Source organism: Rhodanobacter sp. MP1X3 (genome assembly GCF_014207165.1).
In the GTDB taxonomy this organism is placed as follows: domain Bacteria; phylum Pseudomonadota; class Gammaproteobacteria; order Xanthomonadales; family Rhodanobacteraceae; genus Rhodanobacter.
In genome coordinates this window covers 22,175-46,238 of sequence record NZ_JACHCO010000006.1, presented here as the reverse complement: position 1 = coordinate 46,238, position 24,064 = coordinate 22,175, and the positions used below count along the sequence as shown (strand labels likewise).

At 59.5% G+C, this 24,064-nt stretch carries 21 protein-coding genes; 16 read left to right on the top strand and 5 right to left on the bottom strand.

What is annotated here, in order from left to right:
* From HDE79_RS15670 to HDE79_RS22160, 3 genes are all read right to left on the bottom strand, one after another.
* Positions 1–615 carry a hypothetical protein gene (locus tag HDE79_RS15670; protein WP_184603141.1) on the bottom strand — a complete coding sequence of 205 codons (615 nt, stop codon included), beginning with the start codon at positions 613–615 and terminating at the stop codon, positions 1–3.
* 78 nt (positions 616–693) lie between these two features.
* Complete coding sequence (locus HDE79_RS15665) at positions 694–1,245, bottom strand: hypothetical protein (RefSeq protein WP_184603139.1); 552 nt, start codon at positions 1,243–1,245, stop codon at positions 694–696.
* A gap of 279 nt (positions 1,246–1,524) precedes the next feature.
* Positions 1,525–2,124, bottom strand: a complete 600-nt coding sequence (locus HDE79_RS22160) for a response regulator transcription factor (RefSeq protein ID WP_184603137.1) — start codon at positions 2,122–2,124, stop codon at positions 1,525–1,527.
* A 594-nt stretch (positions 2,125–2,718) separates the two neighbouring features.
* Here HDE79_RS22160 and HDE79_RS15655 point away from each other — a divergent pair.
* From HDE79_RS15655 to HDE79_RS15605, 11 genes are all read left to right on the top strand, one after another.
* The gene (locus tag HDE79_RS15655) at positions 2,719–6,000 is read left to right on the top strand and encodes a winged helix-turn-helix domain-containing protein (protein WP_184603135.1); all 3,282 of its coding nucleotides are present in this window, start codon (positions 2,719–2,721) and stop codon (positions 5,998–6,000) included.
* Positions 5,997–6,431, top strand: coding sequence for a hypothetical protein (locus HDE79_RS15650; RefSeq protein ID WP_184603134.1), 435 nt, complete (start codon positions 5,997–5,999; stop codon positions 6,429–6,431). Before HDE79_RS15655 ends, HDE79_RS15650 begins: the two co-directional genes overlap by 4 nt.
* 691 nt (positions 6,432–7,122) lie before the next feature.
* On the top strand, positions 7,123–8,451 hold the full coding sequence (folC, locus tag HDE79_RS15645) for a bifunctional tetrahydrofolate synthase/dihydrofolate synthase (protein ID WP_184603132.1): 1,329 nt from the start codon (positions 7,123–7,125) through the stop codon (positions 8,449–8,451).
* 70 nt (positions 8,452–8,521) lie between these two features.
* Positions 8,522–9,553 (top strand): SPOR domain-containing protein, encoded by a 1,032-nt coding sequence (locus HDE79_RS15640; protein WP_184603131.1) that lies wholly within the window; start codon positions 8,522–8,524, stop codon positions 9,551–9,553.
* An 82-nt stretch (positions 9,554–9,635) separates the two neighbouring features.
* On the top strand, positions 9,636–10,301 hold the full coding sequence (locus tag HDE79_RS15635) for a CvpA family protein (RefSeq protein WP_184603129.1): 666 nt from the start codon (positions 9,636–9,638) through the stop codon (positions 10,299–10,301).
* A gap of 14 nt (positions 10,302–10,315) precedes the next feature.
* The gene (gene purF / locus HDE79_RS15630) at positions 10,316–11,791 is read left to right on the top strand and encodes an amidophosphoribosyltransferase (RefSeq protein WP_184603127.1); all 1,476 of its coding nucleotides are present in this window, start codon (positions 10,316–10,318) and stop codon (positions 11,789–11,791) included.
* Between the two features lie 60 nt (positions 11,792–11,851).
* Entirely contained in the window at positions 11,852–12,655 is an 804-nt protein-coding gene (locus HDE79_RS15625; protein WP_184603125.1) for a ferritin-like domain-containing protein, read from the top strand.
* Positions 12,656–13,155: 500 nt separating this feature from the next.
* The gene (locus HDE79_RS15620; protein WP_184603123.1) at positions 13,156–14,190 is read left to right on the top strand and encodes a site-specific integrase; all 1,035 of its coding nucleotides are present in this window, start codon (positions 13,156–13,158) and stop codon (positions 14,188–14,190) included.
* A gap of 541 nt (positions 14,191–14,731) precedes the next feature.
* Complete coding sequence (locus HDE79_RS15615) at positions 14,732–15,439, top strand: hypothetical protein (RefSeq protein WP_184603121.1); 708 nt, start codon at positions 14,732–14,734, stop codon at positions 15,437–15,439.
* Positions 15,440–15,482: 43 nt separating this feature from the next.
* The gene (locus HDE79_RS15610; RefSeq protein ID WP_184603119.1) at positions 15,483–15,662 is read left to right on the top strand and encodes a hypothetical protein; all 180 of its coding nucleotides are present in this window, start codon (positions 15,483–15,485) and stop codon (positions 15,660–15,662) included.
* On the top strand, positions 15,653–17,359 hold the full coding sequence (locus tag HDE79_RS15605; RefSeq protein WP_184603118.1) for a DUF2326 domain-containing protein: 1,707 nt from the start codon (positions 15,653–15,655) through the stop codon (positions 17,357–17,359). Before HDE79_RS15610 ends, HDE79_RS15605 begins: the two co-directional genes overlap by 10 nt.
* Before the next feature lie 50 nt (positions 17,360–17,409).
* On the opposite strand, the gene HDE79_RS15600 is transcribed toward HDE79_RS15605, so the two are convergent.
* Both HDE79_RS15600 and HDE79_RS15595 read right to left on the bottom strand, forming a co-directional pair.
* Complete coding sequence (locus tag HDE79_RS15600) at positions 17,410–18,777, bottom strand: hypothetical protein (protein ID WP_184603116.1); 1,368 nt, start codon at positions 18,775–18,777, stop codon at positions 17,410–17,412.
* A 412-nt stretch (positions 18,778–19,189) separates the two neighbouring features.
* On the bottom strand, positions 19,190–19,534 hold the full coding sequence (locus HDE79_RS15595; RefSeq protein WP_184603114.1) for a hypothetical protein: 345 nt from the start codon (positions 19,532–19,534) through the stop codon (positions 19,190–19,192).
* Positions 19,535–19,758: 224 nt separating this feature from the next.
* Between HDE79_RS15595 and mobQ the strand changes: the two genes are divergently transcribed.
* From mobQ to HDE79_RS21850, 5 genes are all read left to right on the top strand, one after another.
* Complete coding sequence (gene mobQ / locus HDE79_RS15590; RefSeq protein WP_221440202.1) at positions 19,759–20,946, top strand: MobQ family relaxase; 1,188 nt, start codon at positions 19,759–19,761, stop codon at positions 20,944–20,946.
* A 3-nt stretch (positions 20,947–20,949) separates the two neighbouring features.
* Positions 20,950–21,261: a hypothetical protein gene (locus tag HDE79_RS15585; RefSeq protein WP_184603111.1), complete on the top strand. Its 312-nt coding sequence runs from the start codon at positions 20,950–20,952 to the stop codon at positions 21,259–21,261.
* 274 nt (positions 21,262–21,535) lie between these two features.
* Positions 21,536–21,796 (top strand): hypothetical protein, encoded by a 261-nt coding sequence (locus tag HDE79_RS15580; RefSeq protein ID WP_184603109.1) that lies wholly within the window; start codon positions 21,536–21,538, stop codon positions 21,794–21,796.
* 422 nt (positions 21,797–22,218) lie between these two features.
* Positions 22,219–22,602: a hypothetical protein gene (locus HDE79_RS15575; protein WP_184603108.1), complete on the top strand. Its 384-nt coding sequence runs from the start codon at positions 22,219–22,221 to the stop codon at positions 22,600–22,602.
* A gap of 104 nt (positions 22,603–22,706) precedes the next feature.
* Positions 22,707–23,003 carry a hypothetical protein gene (locus tag HDE79_RS21850; protein WP_221440201.1) on the top strand — a complete coding sequence of 99 codons (297 nt, stop codon included), beginning with the start codon at positions 22,707–22,709 and terminating at the stop codon, positions 23,001–23,003.
* Positions 23,004–24,064 lie beyond the last annotated feature (1,061 nt).

The following is a 24,064-nucleotide window of genomic DNA, read 5'->3' as shown; positions in this document are numbered from 1 at the left end:
TCAGTGCGATCGCTTTTTACCCGTGCCTGCTTTGCTCTTGTCGGCCGGACGCTTGCCCGTCGACGCAGCAGTCAACGGCTTGGCCGATTTTTCCGAGGGCGGGGTCTCGGCTTTTTCAGGTGCATTCGGCCGTTCCATGAAAAGCCCGTAAGTACCCTGGGCGATCTTGGCGCGGCATCCGTTCGATGCGCCTAACTGGCAGTGCACGTGCAGGTACAAATGGGCGTGGTGGGGGAAGACGACGGGAATCGCCGAATCGGGCGAGGCCAGGAGTCCTCCCAGATAGATCAGGCCGTGGGTCTGAAAGGGATTGACGCCATCGCTTTCCGGCACGATTTCACCGAGAAGCGGCTGACGTTCGAGCCAGAACGGTTGGGGAGCGCTCTTCGGACTGAGCTGGATCGTGAGGGTCCCCGAAGGCGGGACATAACTCGGCGCGTCGTGCGGCCTGCGCGTATATAACTTGCAGACAAGCGTTGGAGGCCGGCTTTTCTCTTTCTCCAGCTTCCAGGCGATGACCAGGCCTGCGCTGCCCTTGAAGTACTCGATGCCTTCAAGCATCGACGGCAATTCGATCTTCTGTACGGGGTCGGGAACGACTGATGGATCATTCATGAGTAAATCGCCTCATTGATAGGTGGAGAAGGGCCGATCCGCTTCCTTCGAGGCGGATCGGCTCCGCTGCGTGTGGCGTCAGCTCACAAACTTCACGCTGTAGCCGACAAAATCGGAAACCAGTTCGTCGTCGGCGTAAATTTGTACCGTGACATTGGTGTTCGACGTGGTGATCGACGAAGAGGTGACGCCGTCGATGATCGATTTGAAGGTGTAGATTTCGCGGGTGCTGACGAAATCGCGGTTGTAGTCGTCGATCACCGTTACCGAGCGCAACGGATTGCCGTCCATGGAGGTTTCGAACGACACCGGGTACTTGGTGTGGTTGTGCAGGGTTATGCCGCCAGGGTTGGTGCCTGGGTCCGTCTGCAGACGGAAAGCGAAAGTGCCGTTCTCCTGCAGCACCTCGGCGGTGACGTCTTGCGAATTGCTGGAGAAGCTGGCCGGACCGCTCACGTAGGTGTTGCCGTCCTCCATGGTGACCCTGGCGATGACGGAGTACGAATTGGAGGTCGGTACGCTGACCAGGCCATTCCCATCGATCGGCAGGCGGCCGGTGAGGGTGCCGGCGCGCGACATGATGACCAGGCCGGGGATCGAGGTGCTGTTTTTGATCGTGATGTTTGACATTGATGTGGTTCCTTGGCTTCGGTGGGAAACAGGGGCGCATGCCCCGTGCATTCGTGTCTGCTTTACGAGCGCGTCACGCGGCACAGCAGCGGGAGCTGGTCGCTGGACGATGCCTAAGCTAAGCGCGAAGCAGCCATTGCGGTATTCGTCAAAACCCTGATTGCGTCTGAGAAAATCGGTGTTCAGGCATGCGAATAGGCGCCGCCCCTGCTCAGATTTTTTCCGGGTTCACGTCGGAAAATTTCGTAGTGCGGGTGACGGCGGTGTGCCGATCGCGGCCTATAACTCGATGAGCTCGCGTCTGATCGCAAAACGCACGATGTCGACATTCGTTCGCAGCCCGAGCTTGCGCATCAAATTCATGCGGTGGGTATCGACGGTTTTCACGCTGATGAATAAACGCGCTGCAACTTCCTTATTGCACAAACCCTCCGCCAACAGGCGCAGCACCGACAGTTCGCGACTGGTGAGCTGGCTTTCCGGCTGGTCGTTGCCCGGGCACAGATAGCGGACGGCGAATGATTCCTGCAGGCTCAGCGGAACGAAGAGCGTGCCGCTGGCGATCGCGGTGATCGCCGTCATGAATGCGCGCGGCGGTTCGCTGATGGCCACATAGCCGCGAGCGCCTGAACGGATGAGGCGCGCGGCGTCGTCGTCGTCCCGCTTGAGTGCCAGCATCAGCGGCTGAGATTGCGGGTGCCTGCGCAACGCCTGCTTGAGCTCGCGCGAGGTGCTCTCCGAATGCCCTACGGCGAGGATCACCACGATATGCGGTGCGCTTTCCGTCCCGCCCGCTCCGGTCGTGTCGTATGGGTGGTCAGTGGAATCGTCTTCATGCACGATCACATGCTGCGACCCGTGGAATTCGGAGACGGCCATGCTGAGCGCGTAGCGCAGCAAAGGTGGGATGCCACGCAAAGTCACGTTGATGATGCTTCTGCCCAGCATGCCGTTCCGTGCGGAGGTGCCGGTGTGCGTTTCGCTACTGGTCTGCATAGGTATTCCCTGTAGATCGCCGGGCCTGGCCAGCAGGCTGTTGGCGGATGACTGCCGTGCGATGTCCGCGTTGGCGATGGAGCCACAGGTTGAAAGAAGTCCTTCGGCCGAACCTTCCAGAAACCTTCTTTCTGAGAATTTTTCTCAGAAACAGCTTGTTATACGCGGCAGCGGGTTGGGCTTCCGGTCCAGACGAGGGGGCCGAAGGCATAGGTCCCCGGGCGATCCGCCGGCGTCGCGGGCAACCAGAACATCGAGATAGGTATGGCGTGTGCCGGCGGCGCCACCTGCGCCTCTATAATCGCCAGTCAGGGGGAAGACCGGCCGCGGCTATTCGATCGTTGATCGGGTTGAGTTCGCCGTGGCGCCGTTCCTTCTCAACAAGTGTTTTCGTGCTTGCGATTGCACCACAGGGGAAGCGGCGTGATAGGGAGCCATAAAGCACGCATAGCGCATTTTCGTTTGGGCGAATGGATCGTGAAACCGCAGGAGCGTGTTTTGCAGCGTGGCCCGGTCTCGGTGGAGATCGGCGTCAAAAGCATGGATGTTCTGGTCCATCTGGCCGAACAAGCCGGGGCCGTGGTGAGCGCCGAACAGCTCCTGATCGAATGCTGGCGCGGCACGTTTTACGGCGACAACCCGGTTCACAAAGCGATTACCGAGCTGCGCAAGCAACTCGGCGACAACGTCAGGTCACCGACTTATATCGCGACCATCCGCAAGCGCGGCTACCGGCTCCTGGCGCCGGTCGTCTTTCCGGACAATTTTGCGGGCATGGTGACCCGCTCGGACCCTGCCTGGGGACACGGTTCACCGTTTCGCGGGTTGGAACCTTTCGATGCCAGGTATACGACGGTGTTCTTCGGCCGCAGCAGTGCGACCGCGCAGATTTTGCAGTCTCTTCGCCGGCAGATCGATGCCGGTTGTGCCTTCGTACTGTGTGTCGGACCGAGTGGTTGCGGCAAAACGTCGTTGATTCGCGCCGGCGTGTTGCCGTTGCTCACACAGCCTGGGGGCTTCGACGGAATTGCCGTCTGCTCGGTTACCGAAGTGAGTCCCATCGGCGAAAGTCTCTGCAAAGCGCTGGCACATGCCATGACCGCTTGGACTGTGCGCGATCGGCCGGTCTTCATGTCATCGGAGATTCAGGGTCTGGCGATCGAGCTGCAGGCCGATCCCGAGGCTGTCGTAGGGCGTCTGGCAGCGGCACTGCAACGGCTGGAGCTCACGTCGACCACCTATCCAACAGGTGTACGGTTTGCACTGGTCGTGGACGCACTGGAAGGTCTTTTTGCGAATCCTCTGGTCAGCGAGCATGACAAAGCGTCGTTCGTGCGTGCTCTGGACTTATTCGCCCGCTGTGGCCACGTGCTGGTCATGGCCACTTGCCGCAACGATTTTTATCCACGCGTGGTCGAATTGCCGGTGCTGATCGAACTCAAGCAGGGTAGCGGTCTGTACGACGTAAAACCTGTGACGCTGGGCGAGATTTCCCAGATGATCCGTCGTCCAGCCCAGTCTGCCGCGTTGACATTCGCACGTGACGCACAGACCGAAGAGTTGCTCGACGACGTGATACGCGATGCGGCGGGGCGCAATCCCGAGGCGCTGCCGCTGCTTCAGTACACATTGCAGGAACTCTATGCCCGGCGCAGCGACGCTGGCGTGCTCAGTTTCGAAGCTTATCGCGAGATCGGTGGCATCGAAGGCGCGCTAGGCACGCGTGCCGAGGCGATTTTTCAGCAGTTGGACAACGAGGCGCGTTCGGCACTCCCGTGGCTGTTGCAACATTTGGTCAATCTGCACGCCGACGACGGAGGTGTCACCGGCCGGAAAGTCGCCTGGTCGTCTCTGGGCACCGAGGCCCGCCAGCGGCTAGTGCAGCGATTAGTCGATGCGCGGTTGCTGGTGAGCGAGCTGGCGTTTGAGCAGCCGATGGTTTCGGTGGCTCATGAGGCGTTGTTGCAGCACTGGCCACGCGTGGTCGATTGGATCGATGAAAATCGTGCGGCATTGCAGGCAAGGGCGAGACTGGCAGCGGTGGCTTTGCGGTGGAAGCATGAGGCTCGTCGCCGTGATTTTCTGTTGCCGAGCGGCCGCTTGCTCGATGAAGCGCTCCCCTTGCTGGAAAATATGGCGGTTTCGTTGGCCGACTATGAGATCGCCTTCATCCGCATCTCCGATCGGCACGCTCGATTTGCGCAGCGCATGCGGGTATTGGCCGTGTCATTGATCAGCGTGTTCGCCGTCATGGCTATTGCCGCCGCCGTGATGGCCATCCGCGCCCGGCAGGATGCGGATCGCCGACGTGCCGGTGCCGAAGGGTTGGTCGATTTCATGTTGGGTAACCTGAGCGAACGCCTGCAGCCGCTGGGCCGACTCGACCTGCTCGACAGCGTCAGCACCGAAGCGTTGCACTATCTTACCCATGCCCAGCCTGCCGACATGGATCGTGAAAGCTCGTTGCATCGAGCCAAGGCGCTGATGCAGATCGGCGATATTCGGTTGGCACGCGCCGACCGCGAACAGGCACTGGTAGCATTTTCCCAGGCAATGACCCTATTGCAGCAACTGCATATCGAGGCACCGAAAGATGCCGACATCCTGGCGGAGCTGGGCAAGGCGAATTTCTGGATGGGACTTATCGATTTTCGCAAGCACGACCTGCAGGGCGCGGCAGTGGCATGGGAGCGCTATCGTGTAGCCACCTTGCAGCGTAGCGTTATCCAGCCGGGCAATCCGGATGCGTGGCTGGAGATGTCCTATGCCTACAACAATCTGGGAACCCTGGCCGCCGCCCGTAATAACTACGACGAAGCGCTGGCCGATTTCCGCCGGTCGATTGAGCTGAAGCGACGCGTGCTGCAGGAACAGCCAGCCAACGACAGTGTGGCAGTGGAGCTCGCCGACAGTCTCTCGTGGGTCGGATCCAATTTGCTGCATACCGGCAGGCTGCTTGCTGCCAGGGATAGTTACCAGCAGGAGTTTGATGCGCTCAGCAAGGCGCGGGTGGCTGATCCCATGGCGGCCGTATGGCGGTTTCGATTGGCGAATGCACACAGTCACATTGCCGGTCTGGCGATGTTGACCGGCAACCTTGCGGTGGCGCAGGAGCACTATGAATCGGCGCGCGTCATCCTGGTCGACATCATTGCCAAACAGCCCGACAATCGTTCTTGGCAACATAGTCTGGCTGTCTTGCAGATCGAGATGGGAGGGCTGTGGCTTGCCGGGTCGCGGCCGGCGCAGGCGCAAGCGATACTGGTCCAGGCGATCGCGACGATGGAGTCGCTATTGCGGCGGGATCCGTCGGTCCGGGATTGGCAGTTGCAGCTCGCGCTTGGTTACCGTTATCTGGCCGTCGCCTGCCTTGGCACCGCGCATCTCGCCGAGGCACGTATTCACGCGGATCGTTCGGTCCAGATAGTTGAGGGTATCGCGAGTAAAACGGCTGACGATAACCCTGTCGATCGCGCAGCGTTCGCCCAATCGTTGATTGTCCGTGGCGACGTCGAGCTGGCGGCTAGGCGGATCGACGTCGCCACGCAGTCCTGGAGCAGGGCTCTCGAATTATTGGCACGGCTTGCTCCCGACAGCCGCGATCCGCGCATGCTCGAACCTTGGGTACGCGCTCTTGTCCGGTTGCATCGTGATGAGCAGGCGGTGCCCGCCATCGATCGTCTCAGCGCTTCGGGCTATCGTGATGCCTTCATGTCAGTCACCGCTTCATCAACCGCAGCAAGGGAGCTAGTCCAATGAAGTCGAAGGTAGGAAGCAAGTCAGCAAAGTCCTCAAAAAAAAGCATCGTCGACGCCGACTCCGCGGTATTGGTCATCGTAGAGGTCTCATACGTGGGCAATGGAGGCAACACCGGTTCAGGGGTCTATCACTATTCCTGCACTCCCGACCCGGTTCATGTGACCGCAAAGGACACTGCGATCACGTACGTCATGTCGCCGCTGGTCGGGCCCCAGTTTGTATTCACCGGACTGTACTCGTCCGACTCGCTTTACGAGCCGCAGTTGAGCAAGAAACCTTCGATCAAGTCGAAGGGTCGAGTCATGCTGACAACCCATGCAAACAAGGTGGCCACGCTGATCAATGTCTCTCTGCAGATTCAGGACACGACCAAGCAAGTGCGTATCAGCTGCGACCCTCAGGTGACCAACGATCCCAATCCGAGCGGCTGATACAGCCATGCCGGACGGCTGCATGAGTGCTGTCCGGTCCATTCAACGGCGCGGTGACATTGCGTCCGGCTTCTGTTGATCAACGATTTCGCGCATCGTTCGGTGACGATCGTTACCGGCAATAGCCGGAAGCCGGTCCCATTTTCGTCAGGGCCGGTATGGGATGATTCTTCCGCACCGTGATCGTGCGGACAACTCACAGGAAAACCTCCATCAAGCGCTTCCGGCCAGGGAACTGCATGTCGCTGGTATTGGAGACTTTTGCCATTGGCTCGATCGTTCTCGAACCGGGTCGGGCCATCGCCGTTTCGCGGATCTGGCGGTTGCTATACGGCGTCGCCGGATTTCGCCGGCTCCCGCTTTCGTCATCGGGTCCAGGGCAAGACGTCCGTCGTCATGGCGCATCGTCTTTCCGCGGCGGCGAGGACGGACGGCTTGACGGACCAGCGCGTATCGTCTCAACCGCCATGCATAGGGAATGGACCGCGCGTCCCGGCCAGCATCCTGGTGCAGACCACTGGCTGGCGATATGTGGGGCTTCGGGTTAGTGCATCGACGCATTGATATCGTGCTGTCAAAGGCTGGAACGCAGTCGCTTGGTTGAGCGAATGCCTTAAACTTCGTATTCGTCCATCAGCGATGCGCTGCTGCAGCGCGAACGCCGTCGAATACTCCCGCACGAAGTCTTTGCATGACCCGCACTCTCGCCGAATGGTTGTCTTACCAGGAACAAGTCAACGTGCGCAGCATCGAGCTGGGGCTCGATCGTGTGCGGGCGGTGTGGGAGAGGATGGGGGCGCCAGCAACCGCGCGTAGGGTGATCACGGTTGGCGGCACCAACGGCAAGGGTTCCACCGTGGCGCTGCTGGAAGCGATGCTGACGGCGGCTGGGTTGCACGTCGGTAGTTTCACGTCGCCGCATCTGACCGAGTACAACGAGCGCGTGCGGATCAACGGCGTCAATGCCGATGATGCGTCGCTGGTTGCATCCTTCGAGCGCATCGAGGCCGCATGTGGTGCGGGCCACAACGATGCTGGAATGCACGAAGAGATCCCGTTGACCTATTTCGAATTCGGCACACTGGCAGCGCTGGATCTGTTTGCCCGCGCTGATCTGGATGTGGCCATTCTTGAAGTGGGACTGGGCGGTCGGCTGGATGCAGTGAATATCATCGATGCCGACGTATCCGTCGTGACGACGGTCGATCTCGACCATATGGAATGGCTGGGATCGGATCGCGACAGCATCGGCCGCGAGAAAGCGGGTATCGCGCGGGCCGGCCGGCCGGTTATCGTTGGAGAGCCGGATCCACCTGCCGGTTTGCTTGATGCATTGATCACCAGTGGCGCCGAAATAAGGCGCGCGGGAATCGATTTCACCGTGGAGCGTCTAGGCCTCGGCTGGCGGTGGCAGCATCGCGACGGTTTGGCGATGGCGTTGCCTGATCCTGCGCTGGCAGCGCCAGTGCAGTATGCAAATGCGGCGACCGCTATCGCTGCGCTGCACGCTTTGTTTGCCGATGATGCATCGATAACGCCAAAAGATTTTTTCGCTGCGGCGAGCCTTGGTCTGCGATCCGTTCGCGTGCCCGCCCGGCTGCAGTCGCTAGGTGGCGATCCGGCAGTGATCGTGGACGTAGGGCACAATCCGCAGGCGGCCCGTGCACTGGCGGAATGGCTGGATGCGCACCCCGCCAGCCGCGTGCATGCCGTGTATGGTGCGTTGAGCGACAAAGATGTGGCCGGCGTCATGGCCGCGCTCGGTTTGCGTATCGATCATTGGCATCTGGCTGGGTTGGATCGCGACACGCCGCGCGGCCTCACGGCGGCTTGGCTGGCGGAACGACTTGGCAAAACCTTGCCGCAGGCGTCGTTCGATGTGCATGCCGACGTGGCAACCGCATTGGCTGCCGCCCGCGCTGCCGCTCATTCGGGTGAACGTATCCTTGCATTCGGCTCGTTTTTTGTGGCCAGCACTGTCATCGCTGAAGCGGCAAATAAACCGGCGTTACCGGATTGAGCGTGGTGGGGGACGCAGGCAGGTATAATCACCGCGTTACGTACCGCGTTTGCCGCTTTGGAGCCAAGTCTTGAAAACACGCCTGCTGGGTGCCGCCGTCCTGCTAGCACTGCTGGTTCTGTTTGTGCCGATGTTTTTTTCGAGCAAGCCACCGGCACCCGGCGGTGACCAGACCGTGAGTCTGGCGATCCCGCCAGCACCCGATCGCGATCTGCAAACCAAGACCATGAGCCTGAATCCGGACGCTGCCGTCGGTGCGGCGTCTTCAGCACAGCCGAATGCCGCGACGGTGACGCCGGGAACGAGTGGCCAGCTGGCCACGGTCGATATCGGTTCGAACCGTCCGCGTGACGTGGAAACCGATCCGCAAGCGGGCAAAAAGCCTGCGGTGACGACGGTTACCACCGGTTCGGGTGCAACCTCGGCCGAACCGGTCATCCCGATGCAGAACAAGGTTCCGGCAACAAAGCCGTCTGCCGCGATCACCGCGGTACAGAGAACGCCAAAGGCATCCGCAGTGACGCTGCCGATCGACGCTGCGCCGGCAAGCGGTCACGGCAGCTACAAGGTCAATCTCAGCGCATATGCCAGTGCGGCGGGTGCGGCCAGTTTGCAGCGACGCGTGCAGGCGCTGGGTTATCCGGTGAGCAGTCATCCCATTACCCAGGGCGGTCAGCCGCGTACGGTTGTGGTCGCTGGGCCCTTCGAAACGCGCGCCGCAGCCGAAGCGGCGCGGCTGAAGATCACCCAGTCGGTTCCCGGCGTGCCCGCGCGGCTGCAGCAGGACGCTAGTGAAGAGAGTGCTTCGACGCCGGTGTCTGCAGCTCCCGCTACGGCAGCTGCTCCTGCAGCGACGAAATCCAGGGCCGGCGGTTTTGCCGTGCAGCTGGCGGCGATGAGCAATCAAGGTGATGCCAATGCGTTGCGCGATAAATTGCGTGGTGCCGGCTTCGACGGTTTCGTGGATTCGGTGCAGGCTGGCGGCAAGCAGCTCTGGCGCGTCCGCGCCGGTCCGCAGACGCAACGTGCCGATGCGGAGCGTATTCGCGATCAGATCAAGGCCAAGCTGGGTGTTGCCGGCAATATCGTTCCGGTGTCCTGACTACGCGTGTCACAACTGCACGTGTCACGGTGTCGGTCAGGTCGTGCTACTCAAATAACGCGTCAGCAGCGCAGGTGAACGGATGAACTGGACCGACTGCATCATTCTCGGCGTACTGGCCCTATCGGTTCTGATCGGTCTGTTCCGTGGATTGGTTGCCGAAGTGCTGTCGTTGGTGATCTGGGTGGTCGCGTTCTGGGCGACGTGGGCGTTCGGCCCGATTGTATCCGCGCAGCTGGCGCATGCGATTACGTCGGTGCCGTTGCGAACTTTCGTCAGCTACGGCATCTGCTTTGTTCTGGTGCTGATACTGGGAGCGATCATACGTTTCACGATCAGGCGGTTGATCTGGAGCAGCGGCTTGTCGGGCGTCGACCGTATGTTCGGCACGGTGTTCGGCTTTGTGCGCGGTGTGCTGATTGTGGCGGTGTTGGTGTTTCTGGTCGGTCTTACCGGTTTCACGAAGGAATCGTGGTGGCGTGAATCGACGCTGGCACCTCAGTTTCAAGGCCTGGCGTCCTGGCTGGGGCAGGAGGTTCCCACAAGCATACCGGCCAGCGTACGCAATCAGGTTCATCCAGAGGCCTTGCTCGAGAAGATCCATCCGTCGGACATGCTTAACCATATGCCCAACTTGTCTACACTGCCGCGCGTCCCCATGTTCGGCTCGCCGTTTACACCTGCGGCATCACGCACAGCGTCACCGGCCCCCGCGACGAGCGTGGCCACACCCCCTACGAATAACTGAAGCAGGCTACGACCATGTGCGGAATCATCGGTATTGTCGGTACCACCGAAGTCGCGTCGGCCCTGTATGACGGGCTGACCGTGCTGCAGCATCGCGGTCAGGATGCGGCGGGCATCGCCACCGTGGACGGTGCGCGTTTGCGATTGCACAAGGGCAACGGGCTGGTACGCGATGTGTTCGGCCAGGCATCAATGAGCGAGTTGCGGGGCCGCATCGGTATCGGCCACTGTCGTTATCCGACCGCCGGCTCGGAAGGTTCGGCGGAGGCGCAGCCGTTCTACGTCAACTCGCCGTATGGCATTGCTTTCGTGCACAACGGCAATCTGGTCAACACCGAATCGCTGCGCCGCGAAATGTTCGAAGACGATCGTCGGCACATCAACACCGACTCGGATTCCGAAGTGCTGTTGAACGTGCTGGCGCACGAGCTGCAGATCCAGGACCGGATGCAGTTGACGCCGGATCACATCTTCAAGGCGGTTGCCGGCGTGCACGCGCGCGCCAGCGGCGGTTATGCCTGCGTGGCGCTGGTGCTGGGCTATGGACTGGTGGCATTCCGCGACCCGCACGGCATCCGTCCGCTGGTGCTGGGCGAGCGTGTGACCGCGGTAGGCACAGAGTACGCGGTGGCTTCCGAATCAGTAGCGTTCGACGTGCTGGGCTTCAAGCGCGTTCGCGACATCCTGCCGGGCGAGGCGATCATCATCACCGACGCTGGTCAGCTTTATTCGCGCCGCTGCTCCGAAGGTGCGGTGCACGCGCCGTGCATTTTCGAGTACGTCTATCTGGCCCGCCCCGACTCGATGATCGAAGACGTGTCGGTCTACAAGGCGCGGTTGCGCATGGGCGAGAAGCTGGCTGAAAAGATCATGCGCGAGCGGCCCGATCATGGCATCGACGCGGTGATCCCGATCCCCGACACCGCACGCACCGCCGCCAGCGCACTGGCTGGCGCATTGGGCGTGCCGTTCCGCGAGGGCTTCGTCAAGAACCGCTACATCGGCCGCACCTTCATCATGCCGGGGCAGGGTGAGCGGGTGAAATCGGTTCGCCGCAAGCTCAACGCGATCGATCTGGAGTTCCGCAAGAAGAACGTGCTGCTGGTCGATGACTCGATCGTGCGCGGCACTACCTCCAAGCAGATCATCCAGATGGCCCGCGACGCCGGTGCCAAGAACGTCTACTTCGCCTCGGCCGCGCCGCCGGTGCGTTATCCCAACGTGTATGGCATCGACATGCCGTCCGTCTCCGAACTGGTCGCTGCTGGCCGCACCGAGAAAGAAGTGGAGACGACGCTCGGTGCTGACTGGCTGATCTACCAGAGCCTCGATGATTTGATCTGGGCGGTGCAGGACGGCAACGAAGAACTTCAGCACTTCGATACCTCCTGTTTCTCCGGCGAATACGTCACCGGTTTGGACGATCGCTATCTGGAGCAGATCCAGATGCTGCGCTCGGACGACGCCAAGGCTGCTCGCCGCATCGCCTGACGCCTCTGCTTCCCCCTCCGCTTGGGGGGAAGCGAGGTGGCACGTCTCGGCTGAAACTCAATGACCGATCTCCACGCCGCCGCCAAACGTTGCCTCGATGCGACCGATCCGGCTGAAAAGCTCCGTCTGACGCGTGAGACCTGGGAGTCGCTTCTGGCAGGTGAACTGCGCGCCGAGCCATCATCACCGCCGCCGGAACCCATCGGTGCGCCCGGCCGCCCGGCTAAACCGTTGCTGGTCAATGCACGACAGGTGCCGCAACGTGGACTCGGCAGCGCCGAGGGGCGTGCGGCGCTGGTGCATGCTGTGGCGCATATCGAATTCAACGCCATCAATCTGGCATGGGATGCGGTCTACCGCTTTCGCGGCAAGCCCGACGAGTACTACCGTGACTGGGCCAGCTGCGCGAACGACGAGGCGCGGCACTTCGCCATGCTCTCTGCTCGCCTCACCGAGATGGGTCACATCTACGGTGATTTCGATGCACACGATGGCTTGTGGGCAATGGCCGAGAAAACCGCCGATCACGACACCGCCCGCATGGCGCTGGTGCCGCGCGTGTTGGAAGCACGCGGGTTGGATGTCACGCCCGGCATGATCGAACGGCTGCGCCATCTTGGTGATACGCGCACAGTGGCGATACTCGAAGTGATCCTGCGCGAGGAAGTGGCCCACGTCGCCGCAGGTACCCGTTGGTATCGCTACTGTTGCGAACGCGACGGACTCGATCCGATCGATACCTTCTTCGAATTGCTGCACGAGTACATGGGCGTGAGCCTCCGTGGCCCGTTCAACCTGCCGGCGCGTCGCGAGGCGGGTTTTGATGAACGTGAACTCGATCAGCTGCTGGCGTTGATGCCGTAGCAACTCACGTTAGCCTTGCTGGCCTTCCGCTGCGAGCGATGACTTAGCGCTGCACTGCAGCTTTTCCATAACGGCCGGGTGAGTAGGTTCGCGAGGCCGAGTTGTCATTTTCCAAATTTTGGTTGTGTCGCGGAGCTGGCGTTTTCAAGACAAACCTCCGTCATCCATAGTGGAATCCAGAGCCATCGTCCGCGAATATGCCAAAGAGGGCGGCTTTCCAGCCAACAAGGTCACGCGTATCCACACCACAATCGGCCCAGCCACGGCTGAGTAAGTCGGCCAACACACAAAATGCAGCCACAAAAAAGCCGGCGCTAGGCCGGCTTGATCATCGAATTTGGTCGGGGAGACAGGATTCGAACCTGCGACTTCTACGTCCCGAAGGCTAAATTACGCAAAAATAAAAACCGCATAACATGGAGGTTTGTGCGGTAAACTCACCCATAAATCGCCCCTAGAGCCCATAATTGGGACACTTTCGGGACAGTTGTGAGGAAGTTATGGCTTCGATCACGCGAACAGCAAGCAGCACATGGCGGGTGCGCGTTCGGTTGGTTGGTGGCCGGTCAACGTCCGCCAATTTCGATACAAAAGCCGAGGCCCAGGCGTGGGCAGCGAAGGAAGAGAGCGCAGTTCATCACCGCGTACAGCGTGACTACACGGCCGCCGAGAAAACGTCGCTGCATGATCTGTTGACGCGCTATGAGCGCGAGGTTGCATCGACGCTGAAATCAGCCACGGTGATGCACTATCACCTCGCACGTTTCGTGGACGACCTCGGCCACCTGCGGCTGGCCGGCCTGACGCCGGAAGCGCTGACAGCTTGGCGCGATGAGCGTCTACGCACGGTGTCGTCGGCCACGGTGCGGCGTGAGCTGCAGACTCTGGGCAGCGTCATGACGTGGGCGCGCAAGGATTTGTTAATCGCGATGCCGGAGAATCCTGTTTCCACGATCCGCTTGCCGCCCGCGGGGAAGGCGCGCGATCGACGACTTGAAGGGGACGAGGAGACGCGCTTGATGCAAGCGCTGGGCGATCATGCGGCGCCGACGAAGGGCGCGAAGCGCGCGGGCAATTACCGGGTTGGCACGCGAAACATCTGGATCAAGCCGGTGATTCAGTTCGCCATTGAGACCGCGATGCGCTTGAGTGAGATTGTTGGCCTGTGCTGGGGGGACGTTGACCTGGGTGAGCAAACGGCGTTCCTCGCGGACACCAAGAATGGTGACTCGCGCACGGTGCCGCTGTCGAAGCGTGCTGTTAGGTTGCTCAAGGGCTTACCGCGCATCGAGGATGAGCCGCGCGTGTTCCCCGTGTCGGCCAATGCCGTGAAGCTAGCGTGGCGCCGCGCGACCGCGCGCGCCGGCATCACGGATCTGCGAATCCATGATCAACGGCATGAAGCGACCTCGCGCATCGCCAAGAAATTACCGAATCCTCTCGATCTGGCTGCAGTCACTGGTCACCGTGACCTGCGCATGCTGCAGCGTTACTACCATCCGCGCGCAACCGATCTCGCCAAGAAACTCGGGTGAGAGTGAAGATGCGGGTAGCGAATGAACAGCGTGCCGGTTGGATCTGGTCACCTGCGCCGGTTGCGTCACTCTCGGCATGCCGAGGCTGATGGCGGTAGAATCGGAATGGTATCGCGATCTTGACTGCACTGCCGCCAGCGTACCGCCCGGAGCAATCTAGAGTGCACGCGATTCCATCGCCTTCCGCCGCTACATCGCGGCGAGGGATCTTTGCAGAAGTCGGATCGGTTTTGATGCGCGGCAGGCTGCTGCACCAATAATTCGGGGGATCATCAGTGGAACTCTATGTAGGCCTAACCTTGATGGGATTGGGCATCGCGCTTTTCTTCGTCGGCCGCTCGAAGTCCAAGATAGTGCGAGTTGAGGCAAGCGGCGGTTCTATCGCAGTCGGTGGCAAGAACACGGGATCGATCACGAATGTAAACGTCGGCACACCATCTCCAGCGGCGCATGGCTCGCACTCACTAACCTACTTGGCCATCGGAGTGGAACTAGTTGGCATCGCGGTCACCCTCTGGCACGCTTGGCACATGGCTGCAATATGACCCAGGACAAGGACGAGCCCAACGTCGGCAGGGTCTTGTCGGCGTTGCTGCCGGCCGTGACCAAACTTACCAAGAGCGCGCCGCCGCTGCTGGAAGCATCGGTGACGGCTAGTACGGGAAGTGTTGCCGTCGCCGGGGCCAACTATGGCTCGATCAACAACGTCAACGCGCAAAGCGTCATCTTGGTCGAGCGGCAGATCGCCCGAGAACTGCCGTCGTACCTGTCTAACGTGGTCGCGCGATTCTCGGAAGATTTGTCCGCATACAATACTGGGCCCCAGCGATCGTTGCCGCCCGAGGTCAGCGTCAAGCTGGCTTACAATGACTTTCCGCCGGCGCATTACATCATTACCGACTACTCGAAGTACTCAAACGTGCTCGAGGCAACTTATCGGGGTGTTGAGCAGCGCAACGACGACGCGCGTCGCTTGGTCCGCCGCCGCGCGGCAGTGGCTTATACGGAGCAGCTGCACAAGCTGTGCGCGGCCCATGGCATCAAGCATGCGCAGGCACACGACTTCGCCAGGAGCCATGCTGTTCCTCTCGTTATAGAGGTGGTTGCCGCTCTCCTTGCTGATTTCTCAACTGGAGGCGCAGCCCACGTGATGCAAGAGACCGCGCACTTGGCGGTCTGCTTAATCGTTGCCGACGCAGTGATTGAATGCGAAGTTCTAGAGAGGCCGGTCGATGCTCTTGCCTCGTGAACAGAGTCCCTGGAATTGCGGTTACTACCTTGGCGCTATGGCCTTGAAAGCCCTTAGCGAAGCGCCTGAGGGCAAGCTCGACCTTCTGAGCCTACAGGAACGAATGGGGCTGCTCACTAAGCGCGCGATCTCGCCGACGCAGGCGGTAGCTGCGGCGGCGTGGCTGTACCTCATCGACGCGGTGAACCTTGATGAGACTGGAGCAATCCAAAAATGCAGCTAGTCTCACTCAGCATCGAGCGCGCAAACCAATTGTTGCGCGAAATCACCTTCAAAGATGGGCTAAACCTCATTCTCGACAAACCGACTGTTCCCGGCCAACAGAGTGGCAACAATGTTGGCAAGACAACGGCCATTCGCCTTATCGATTTTTGTTTAGGATCGGACGGCGACGAAATATGGCAGGACTCCGAGTTCAGAGGTAGCGTCAATCAGGATGTCTTCGACCTGCTTCATGGGACGCCTGCCGTCTTCATCACCCTGACGATTTCCGACAAATTCCGGGGCATCCATTCGTTCCGTCGTTCATTCAAAGTGAAGGCGCAGAAGGGCACCGGCCTGCTCTACATCGACGATGTTCCGCAAGACTCGATTACCGCATACCGTGACGAAGTAAAAAACATTCTTTTTGGCACGAAAGCGAAAAAACCCAGCATGCGCCAACTGGCGCCGAAGTTCGTTAGGTCTTCGAGCGCCGTGATGAGCAAGACGTTGAAGTTCCTCGGGTCCTTTGGCAAAGAGGTGGAGTATGAGGCGGTACACCTCTTTCTCTTTGGATTCTTCAATGTTGGTGTCTTGGAGGAAAGAGCTGCTCTCAGTAGCAGGCGTAGCGTTGTCGCGCGAGATCTACTTGGGGCAACTCGTCAGCGGAAAGAAGGGGAGATCGAACAGCTCTTGCTTCACCTGCGGCGCGAAATCGACGAGGCTCAGGCCTCAATCCAGCTCCGTGGTGAAGTTCCAGAGATCGCTGCTGCGGCCAATTCTGTTTCTGAGATCCGCGCACGGGCCTCGGACGTGGGAAGCGCTTTGGGAAGGATCGAGGGGGAAATTGCCTCGATCAGTTTGGCTATAGCCAGTTTGAAGCATGACTACAACAACATCGACTACGTCGCAGTCAAATCAATTTACTCAGAGGCTGGCAAATATCACGAAAAGCTTCAGCACGATTGGGAAGATCTCTCCAATTTTGTGGCGAATTTGCGCGGACGGAAGGAGCGTTTTCTTCAGCAGCAGTTGGATGAGTTGAACGAGAAAGCTGCGATCGCCCACCAAGACCTTGCACGCCTTCAGGTAGAAGAGGAAGGCTTGGTAACGGCGCTGCGTCAAACGCGAGCTTTCGAGATTGCACTTGAGGCTCGAGCGGATCTACATGAAAAGCTTAAGCAGGTGGGCGGCCTTGAGGAAAGCCTGAGCGCAATTCAATCGCTTCGAGCCTCTCTGGAACACATTGACAGCAAGCTCAATGCGACACGGGAGACCGTGGAGGAAGGGAAGGCGCAGCTGACGCAGCGCGTGTCATTATTCAATGAGTTTTTCTCGTCCCTTTCGAAAGATTTGTATGGCGAGCAATATTTGCTGACCTTCGATGAGTCCAAGAACGGCTCGATAGTCTTTTCTTTGACCTCCGTTGGTGCGAACGTCGGTGCGGGCAAGAAGGTCTCACAAACGGCAGCCTTTGATATCGCTTATATCAAGTTCCTGCATGCAGCCAGAATCAACTTTCCGACCTTTGTTTGCCACGATGGCGTGGAGGCAATCCATGGAAATCAGCTATCGGAGCTGCTGACGACAGCCAACGGTCTAGATGGCCAGCTGGTACTTGCTGCAATCCGAGACAAGCTTCCTGGGATCAGCGAGACGTTTCTTGAGGAAAATACGATTCTCGAACTGGCTCAGGATGACAAGCTATTTCGGCTGTAGGAGAGCTTCATGCGCTGGCCGTAAAAAAAGGCGATCCTTCGAGGCAAGGGCTAAGCGACAGCCACCGGATAATTCTTGATGGGGAAGCTCTCGGCACCGTAGTCCGTAAACGGGCCTTTATATCCGAGAAGATGGAAGATGATCTGATAGATCAGTACTTCGACGCGGTAGGCGTTGTTCAGAACACGTTGATAGGTGGCTGGGCTGGGTGGTTCCAAATCAGCCAGGGTGGGGTGAACGTGTCGGTTGCGCAGATCGGTCCACGACTTGATGTAGTCCTTCTGAATGAACCCTCGTTCGGCGAGTTCATGCAGTGTGTCTTGGGGGCGCTTCTTAGACCACTGGGCAAGCATGACGTCCAGCCGCGTCGTGAGGCCGGAGAATTCTGTCTGCTGGGACAGGTGATCGTGCATGTGCTTCTGAAACGCTTCGATGCGTTCGAGCACGTCCTCCTCATGTTTTGTAGCGGCCAAACTCACGATGGCTTCGAGCGTCACGCTGACACCAACGGCGCCCGCGTCAATTGAGTTCGCCGTGGATTCCCGTGCGTTGTGGAGGTGATAGGCGATGGGATTCCATTGCGTGCCGTGCGTTTGAGCGGTCACATAGGCCAGGAAGCAACCGAACAGTCTCCACCCGTGCGCGCGGAATTCCGCGGCCCCCTGAGAGATGGGAGGTTTCAACGACGTCTTACGTGCTTTTCGAAACGGGGAAGTGAGTTCAAGCACAAATGCATCTGGGCTGACTTCGACCCGTGCGCGCCATGCGACGGTCTTGCCGGTGAGGAATTGCAGCGCCTCTTGGGCTCGCAGGTAAAATGACGCGGGCAGAGAGTTATCATGGGTCACCTCCATCACGGTGTCCCCCGATCCTTTTCGCGTACGGACTTCGAACTTCAACTCGCCAATGTCAAACTCGGACCGGTCCAGGGTGTAAAACTTGTGCCCGTTCCGATCCGTCTCACTCATCAGATGGAGAGGCAGTTCAAGCTCCTCGAAAAAGTGCAGGCGCTGGTAGTAGTTGCGGTTGTGGTTCGGAAGCTCAGCGCGAATGGTCTCCAATTGACCGTAGGAGATCTTGGTGTTTGCTTCTACGTCGGAGCTGAACGAAGGAAAGAGCCGCGACGCTGTCCATATGGTGCCCTCGATCGTGGTGGCCGTGAGGTCGTAGTAATCCTCGTCCTCGAACAACTTGCCGGGACGGACCTTGCTGTAGATTTCCAGTTGCCGAAATGGGCCGCTGTTGAGCGAGGTACCCACATACAGTTTGTACGTCAGGCGGCCGTCGGGTCCTTGCTTGATGTAGCCGCTGCCTTGGCAGACCTCGCCGTTGTCCTTGCGTTGTTTCAGTTCCATGGTGGGGCAGTCAACTTCGAGCGAACGTTGCCGAAGGGCTTCGATGCTGTCGTCGATATCCATCTGTGTTCGTTGGTCCATTCGCCCTTGGATTGATGTCCATCATAGTAAAGGAGACTTGGGGCGATCTAAGTACCCTGACTTCAGGGATCGATCTGCCTTGGAGTTCCAAGCATCCAGCGCTCATCGGGGTACGCTCTGGGGCGACATGTGGCCTTCAATCGGGTGTTCAACGGGATTGCCCACGACTGTTTAATGACCTGGCAATCCGTAGCTCAAGACCTATGCGCAACACGCGTTTGCAAACGCAAGAAACGTTGGCCGCCGACGGGGGCACGGGCGCTTGCCTATGGCATGCACGTGGGGCCGGTGCTCGGGTCGAACGGCGGGACCGCTGGGTGTCGTAATGGTCCGCGCGGCGACCGTTGGAGCTGCAGCGGCGAACATTTCGAAATCAAAAATTCAGTTCTGTTTTTCATTGTTGGCTCTTGCTATTTTGGTTGTTGGCCATCGCGGGCGGGGTTGGCGCGGAGAGCTTGAGAGTGCCTAGAAAACCGAGGGCTGCGGTGCGCTCGTTTTCACGTTTCAAGTGCTTTTCCAGAATCGCGCGAAGCAGGTCGATCCTCTCGGGGTCATCGAGTACCTCGCACTCCATCGCTACGCCCCATAGAACCAGCGCCCTGTTTCGTGTCGCACGTGCCTTACTACTGTGGCGAGCCTTTTCCTGTGCCTCGCGGACCTGTTGTTGCGCCTTCAAGGTGGCGAGTTTGGCGGCGGCCCGGTCGATCCTGTCCTTCAACGGATTGTTTTGTTTGTCCATGGTGTATCTCCGATATATCTGCAATATGTATGTAATTTCATTTAGCCGGCTAGACGTCTAAATGCTTGCATTTACACTATCTCTGGTGGCAGCATGGCGTCAAGTTTTCGCTTGCCCGAAGCCGCCGAAGGCGAGCAAGGGCGCGCTTATACGTTGCCCCTGTGGGACAACGTGCGCGACCGCCTGTCGGCGGCATCAAGCCAGAGCAGGAGCAAAGCAGAGCCGTGGCAATCTACCGTTTCTCCGCGCAGGTCATCGGACGCAGTTCCGGGCGGTCAGCGACCGCGGCGGCTGCGTACCGTGCTGGCGTGGAATTGACGGACCAGCGCACGGGTGTCGCTCACGACTACACCAGGCGCAGTGGCGTCAAGGATGCTTTCATTCTCACGCCAGCCGGCGCGCCCGTATGGGCGGCTGACCGTTCCGCACTGTGGAACGCGGTCGAATTGGGCGAGAAGCGAAAGGACGCTCAGGTATGTAGAGAGGTGTTGTTGGCGCTGCCTCACGAGCTGGACACCGACCGACGCCGCGCGCTGGTCGAGGGCTTTTGCCGCGATCAATTCACGGAGCGCGGCATGGTGGCAGATGTGGCTTTGCATGCGCCAAACCGCAAAGGCGATGATCGAAACCACCACGCCCATATTCTGCTGACCATGCGAGGTTTCAATGCTGACGCTTTCGGACCAAAGATGCGTGAGTGGAACGACACCGTGATGCTGGAAGGCTGGCGCGAAGCTTGGGAAGTACACACCAATCAGGCGCTGGAACGGGCGGGCCAATCGGCCCGCGTCGATCATCGCTCTTTGGCCGCCCAACAGGCTGATGCTTTTGAGCATGGCGATCTTGCTGCTGCGTTGGCATTTGGTCGACTTGCCCAAACGAAAGTTGGCGTGAATGCAACGCAGATGGATCGGCGCGCTGGTCGTGTCATTAGTGAACGCGGTCGGGTGCGCGAGCGCGCTATGGTGCTGGCGCGCCACGCGCTCAGTTCTGCGGCACGCTGGGCTCAAGAATTGATGGATGCCATGCGGCCACAAGCGGAGACGTTGGTTCGGGCCGAAATCGGCGAGGTTCAGGCGACCGCCCCAGCGCTGGACGCCGTGAACGACATGCCCGCGTCGGCCGCTCAGCGGCCGGCCGATGGCGTCGATCTGGCCGCGGTGCGGCGGCGCCAGGAAGATGCCGAGAAGCGGAAGAAGAAAGAGGAAAAAAGCCGGCTCGTTGATTTCATCCAAAAGTGGCGGATGAAGGCCGACGAGGGTCGATCGAAACCTGATGAGTTAGTTCACGAAAAGGAGAAAACCAAGATGCCTAGACCAAAAGTAGGTGTGGGAGCGGACGCGTCAGGGCAAGCCCAACAGCAGCAGCGGCAGGAGCGCGACCGTGACGGCGGTCCTGAGGCAAGGGGATGAGCCATGTATGAGAAACCTGAGTATAGGGCATTCACCCGCCACGACCTGTTTACGTGGGCTCCGGACGGCGAGCGGCAAGCGATGGCTTGGAACCGCTTGCGCAGTGTCTGCATTGAATTACACGTGAAGGTGCCCACCATGCGGGACGTCAAGGAAATGGATCAGGACTTGGCGCGCGATTTTTTAGCGTTTCAGGAGCAGTGGAATAAAGACCGGGTGATGTTCGACGAGGAATTTTCCGCGGTCGTGATCTGCGGGGCAGAGAATGGCGACGATGTGGTCTTCGTCCAGTTCGATTCAGGATACAGATTTTAGCAAGAGCTCCGACTCGTTGTGGCATCGCGACGGGTCTTTCAACAGCGCAAAACCGAAACGGGGGAAGGAAAATGACACGTGCGAGCACTTTTCAAATCGACGACCTGGCATTGCAAGACGTCCCGGATGACATCCGTGAAGCTTTATCGGCCGCCGCCGATTCCATCCTGACCAAATGGGAATGTCCTTTTCCCGGACCAAGCTGGGCAGACTTGGAAGCCGTTAGGGCGGAGCTTCAGCGGTATCCGTGGCCTGACCCAGATGAGCAAAACTGATGCTGTTCATCATCATCGCCATCGTGATTTTTCTGGAGCCAAAGCTGGCGCCAGGAGCTGAGGCCTTGGGCAGTGCCGCGGATGAGTTCATGGGAGGCACGGGCGGGGTGCAGCAAGACATGGATCCGCTGGTGGCAGCGGTGGTGGCCTTACCTTATTGGGCCGCAGTCAGGACTGCGTTAAGCATGTTTGTCGCGGCGGGAAAGGCGGGTATGGGCGGCGTGCCCAAGGGCGACGGGGGAGTGACCTCCCTACGCTGAAACACTAATGGGCCTGACTGGTTCGGGCCTTTGATGTACATCAGGCGTGATCGGATAATGGCGTTTCAAAGTAAAACATGGTGCGCACCTGGTGCGTATATGGTGCGCACTTAATATGCATATGGTGCTTAATTTGTATTTGGATGGTGCGTGATTTAAAGAATGAATCGATAGTTAATTAGTAATTAAGCTATAGCTAATATTATTAATTGCCTTCTCCATGGAGGTATAGACATAATGGGGTTATGTCTACGACATCCCGCATTGATTCTTTTTATTTCCATCGTCTTCGGCCGGAAGATGGAGACTATGTGGCGTGCTTGGTGGAGTTCTGCTGGCCAGAAGCCAAGTCGGCCTATGAATCCCTTCGTTGGATGGCGTTGGCGCTCCTGCTAGTTGCGGGCTGGGGACTCTGGTACCGCGTGAGCCACGGCCTCGGCGTAGATTCTGCGACGCTGGCAATTGCGGTCGCTGGCACGACTTTCGGTCTGCTGCGGCCTGCCGCATTGCGCGACGTTGCTAATCGCGGCGCGAAATTGGTTGCGCGAACAGCTGCAGCGAGCATCCCGGCTCCGTCTGATCGTCTCGCTGTTCGGAGCGTGGAAATCGATGCACTGGTCATCTTGGCCACCGCCTGCGCCACCTTGGCGCACACCACCAAGGATCGCGCGCGCACCATCGTGGCTCGCGTGCTGGCCGCCAGGTCGGCCATAACAGAAACGATCCATCTCCGTCTTGCCGCCTCGCTGGCGGCCAACTCGTTGCGCTCAGCGTGGCGAACCCCTAGAAAGCAACAGCGCATTTAGCCGTCCGATCGGCCAAATGAATTTCTTAAGGGCCGCCGCGCGCAAGCGCGGCGGCTTTTTTGCGCGCGCTCCACGTGGCGGCCTCTCGCAGCGAGGCCAAAATCATGCAAGCCAATTTTGTTTCTGCGGCGCAATCGCGTCGCTTGGTCACCCCAGCAGAAGCACTCTATGCACCCGAATTCTTGGCGTTGCCGTCACCCGCCAATCCAGCCCGCGCGGCCGGGCTCCGCATCGCCCGCCGTCGATTCCCGCTGCCGCTAGTTAAAGTCGACGGGAGAAACATGGTGCGCATCGAGGATATCCATCGCTTCATCGACGGGCTGCGCCCTGTTGAGCAAATGCCCGACCCAGCTCCACGCCGCCGTGGGCGGCCAAGGAAGGCGAGGGTGAGCCATGACTAAGCTCCGGGAAGCCCGGATTGAGTATCACACTGGCGGCAGCGCGGGTTTTTTCATGCCGCGGCGAGGCATCGCTGAATATGAACCGTCTCGTCCGTTATCGCCGCTAGCCAGGCTGATCCGAGTGCACCTCCATGATCTCAGCTCACGCCGAAAAAAAGATGGGAGCCCTTGGGAAATAATCGTGGAGCAGATCCAGCGCTCCCTCCGTCTTAACGAGGCCCAGTGGGTGCGCGCTCGACGAGAGCTGGAGGCACATGGCTACTATCGAGCCGAGCGGCAGCGACGACCCAACGGCAAGTGGCAGTGGATCCACCATGCCTTCGAGGATCCGCAGTAGCTAGGTTAGAATCCATCCCCCCAGAATCGAGGGGATGGCTCGCCATGGGATGGCTAGATGGGGGATATACAGATAGACACTTATGGATACACATCTACAGATACAGACTAAGTATCCGTCGCGCTTCGCTGCCGGATGAGTACATGAATATGGGACGGACTGGCCGATGGACGATGGCCTACGGCCACCGTATGGACGGCTGTGGGACAGCCCGCGGGCAGCGCTGAGCGCTGCCCGCCGCCTGCCCCTCACCCGCCCACACTTCGCCCAGCGTCCCGCCGTTGAGAGGCTCTGGCGACGGGTGGGGGAAATCACCACAGCTAGCGATAGAGATAGGCGGAAGCAAAAGCTCAAAGCAGGTTTGCAAGGGGACGGCGGATCATCCGCAAAATGTGCACTAGCTCATGGCTGCACAATTGGCCTTGTTCTGCCGAGGGTTGCGCGGAGTAAGATCATCGTTGGGAGTTGGGGAGGTAGAATGCGTCATTGGATAATTGCGGTGGGTGTTGCCATCATCGCAGGTCAAGTCATGGGGCGACCGTCCGATCGAGAGACTGTCGGTGGGAATCGCGTGGCGAAATACGGTGCACCCGAATGTAAAGCCCCTGTGCTCAGCGGCGTTGGTATCCCAACCCGATCAGCGCGGCCGGCGAAGCTTGGTCGGTGGATTTGGACGTGTCGGATCACGTGGTGGGCATCGACCAAATCGTCTCGCCGTGACACC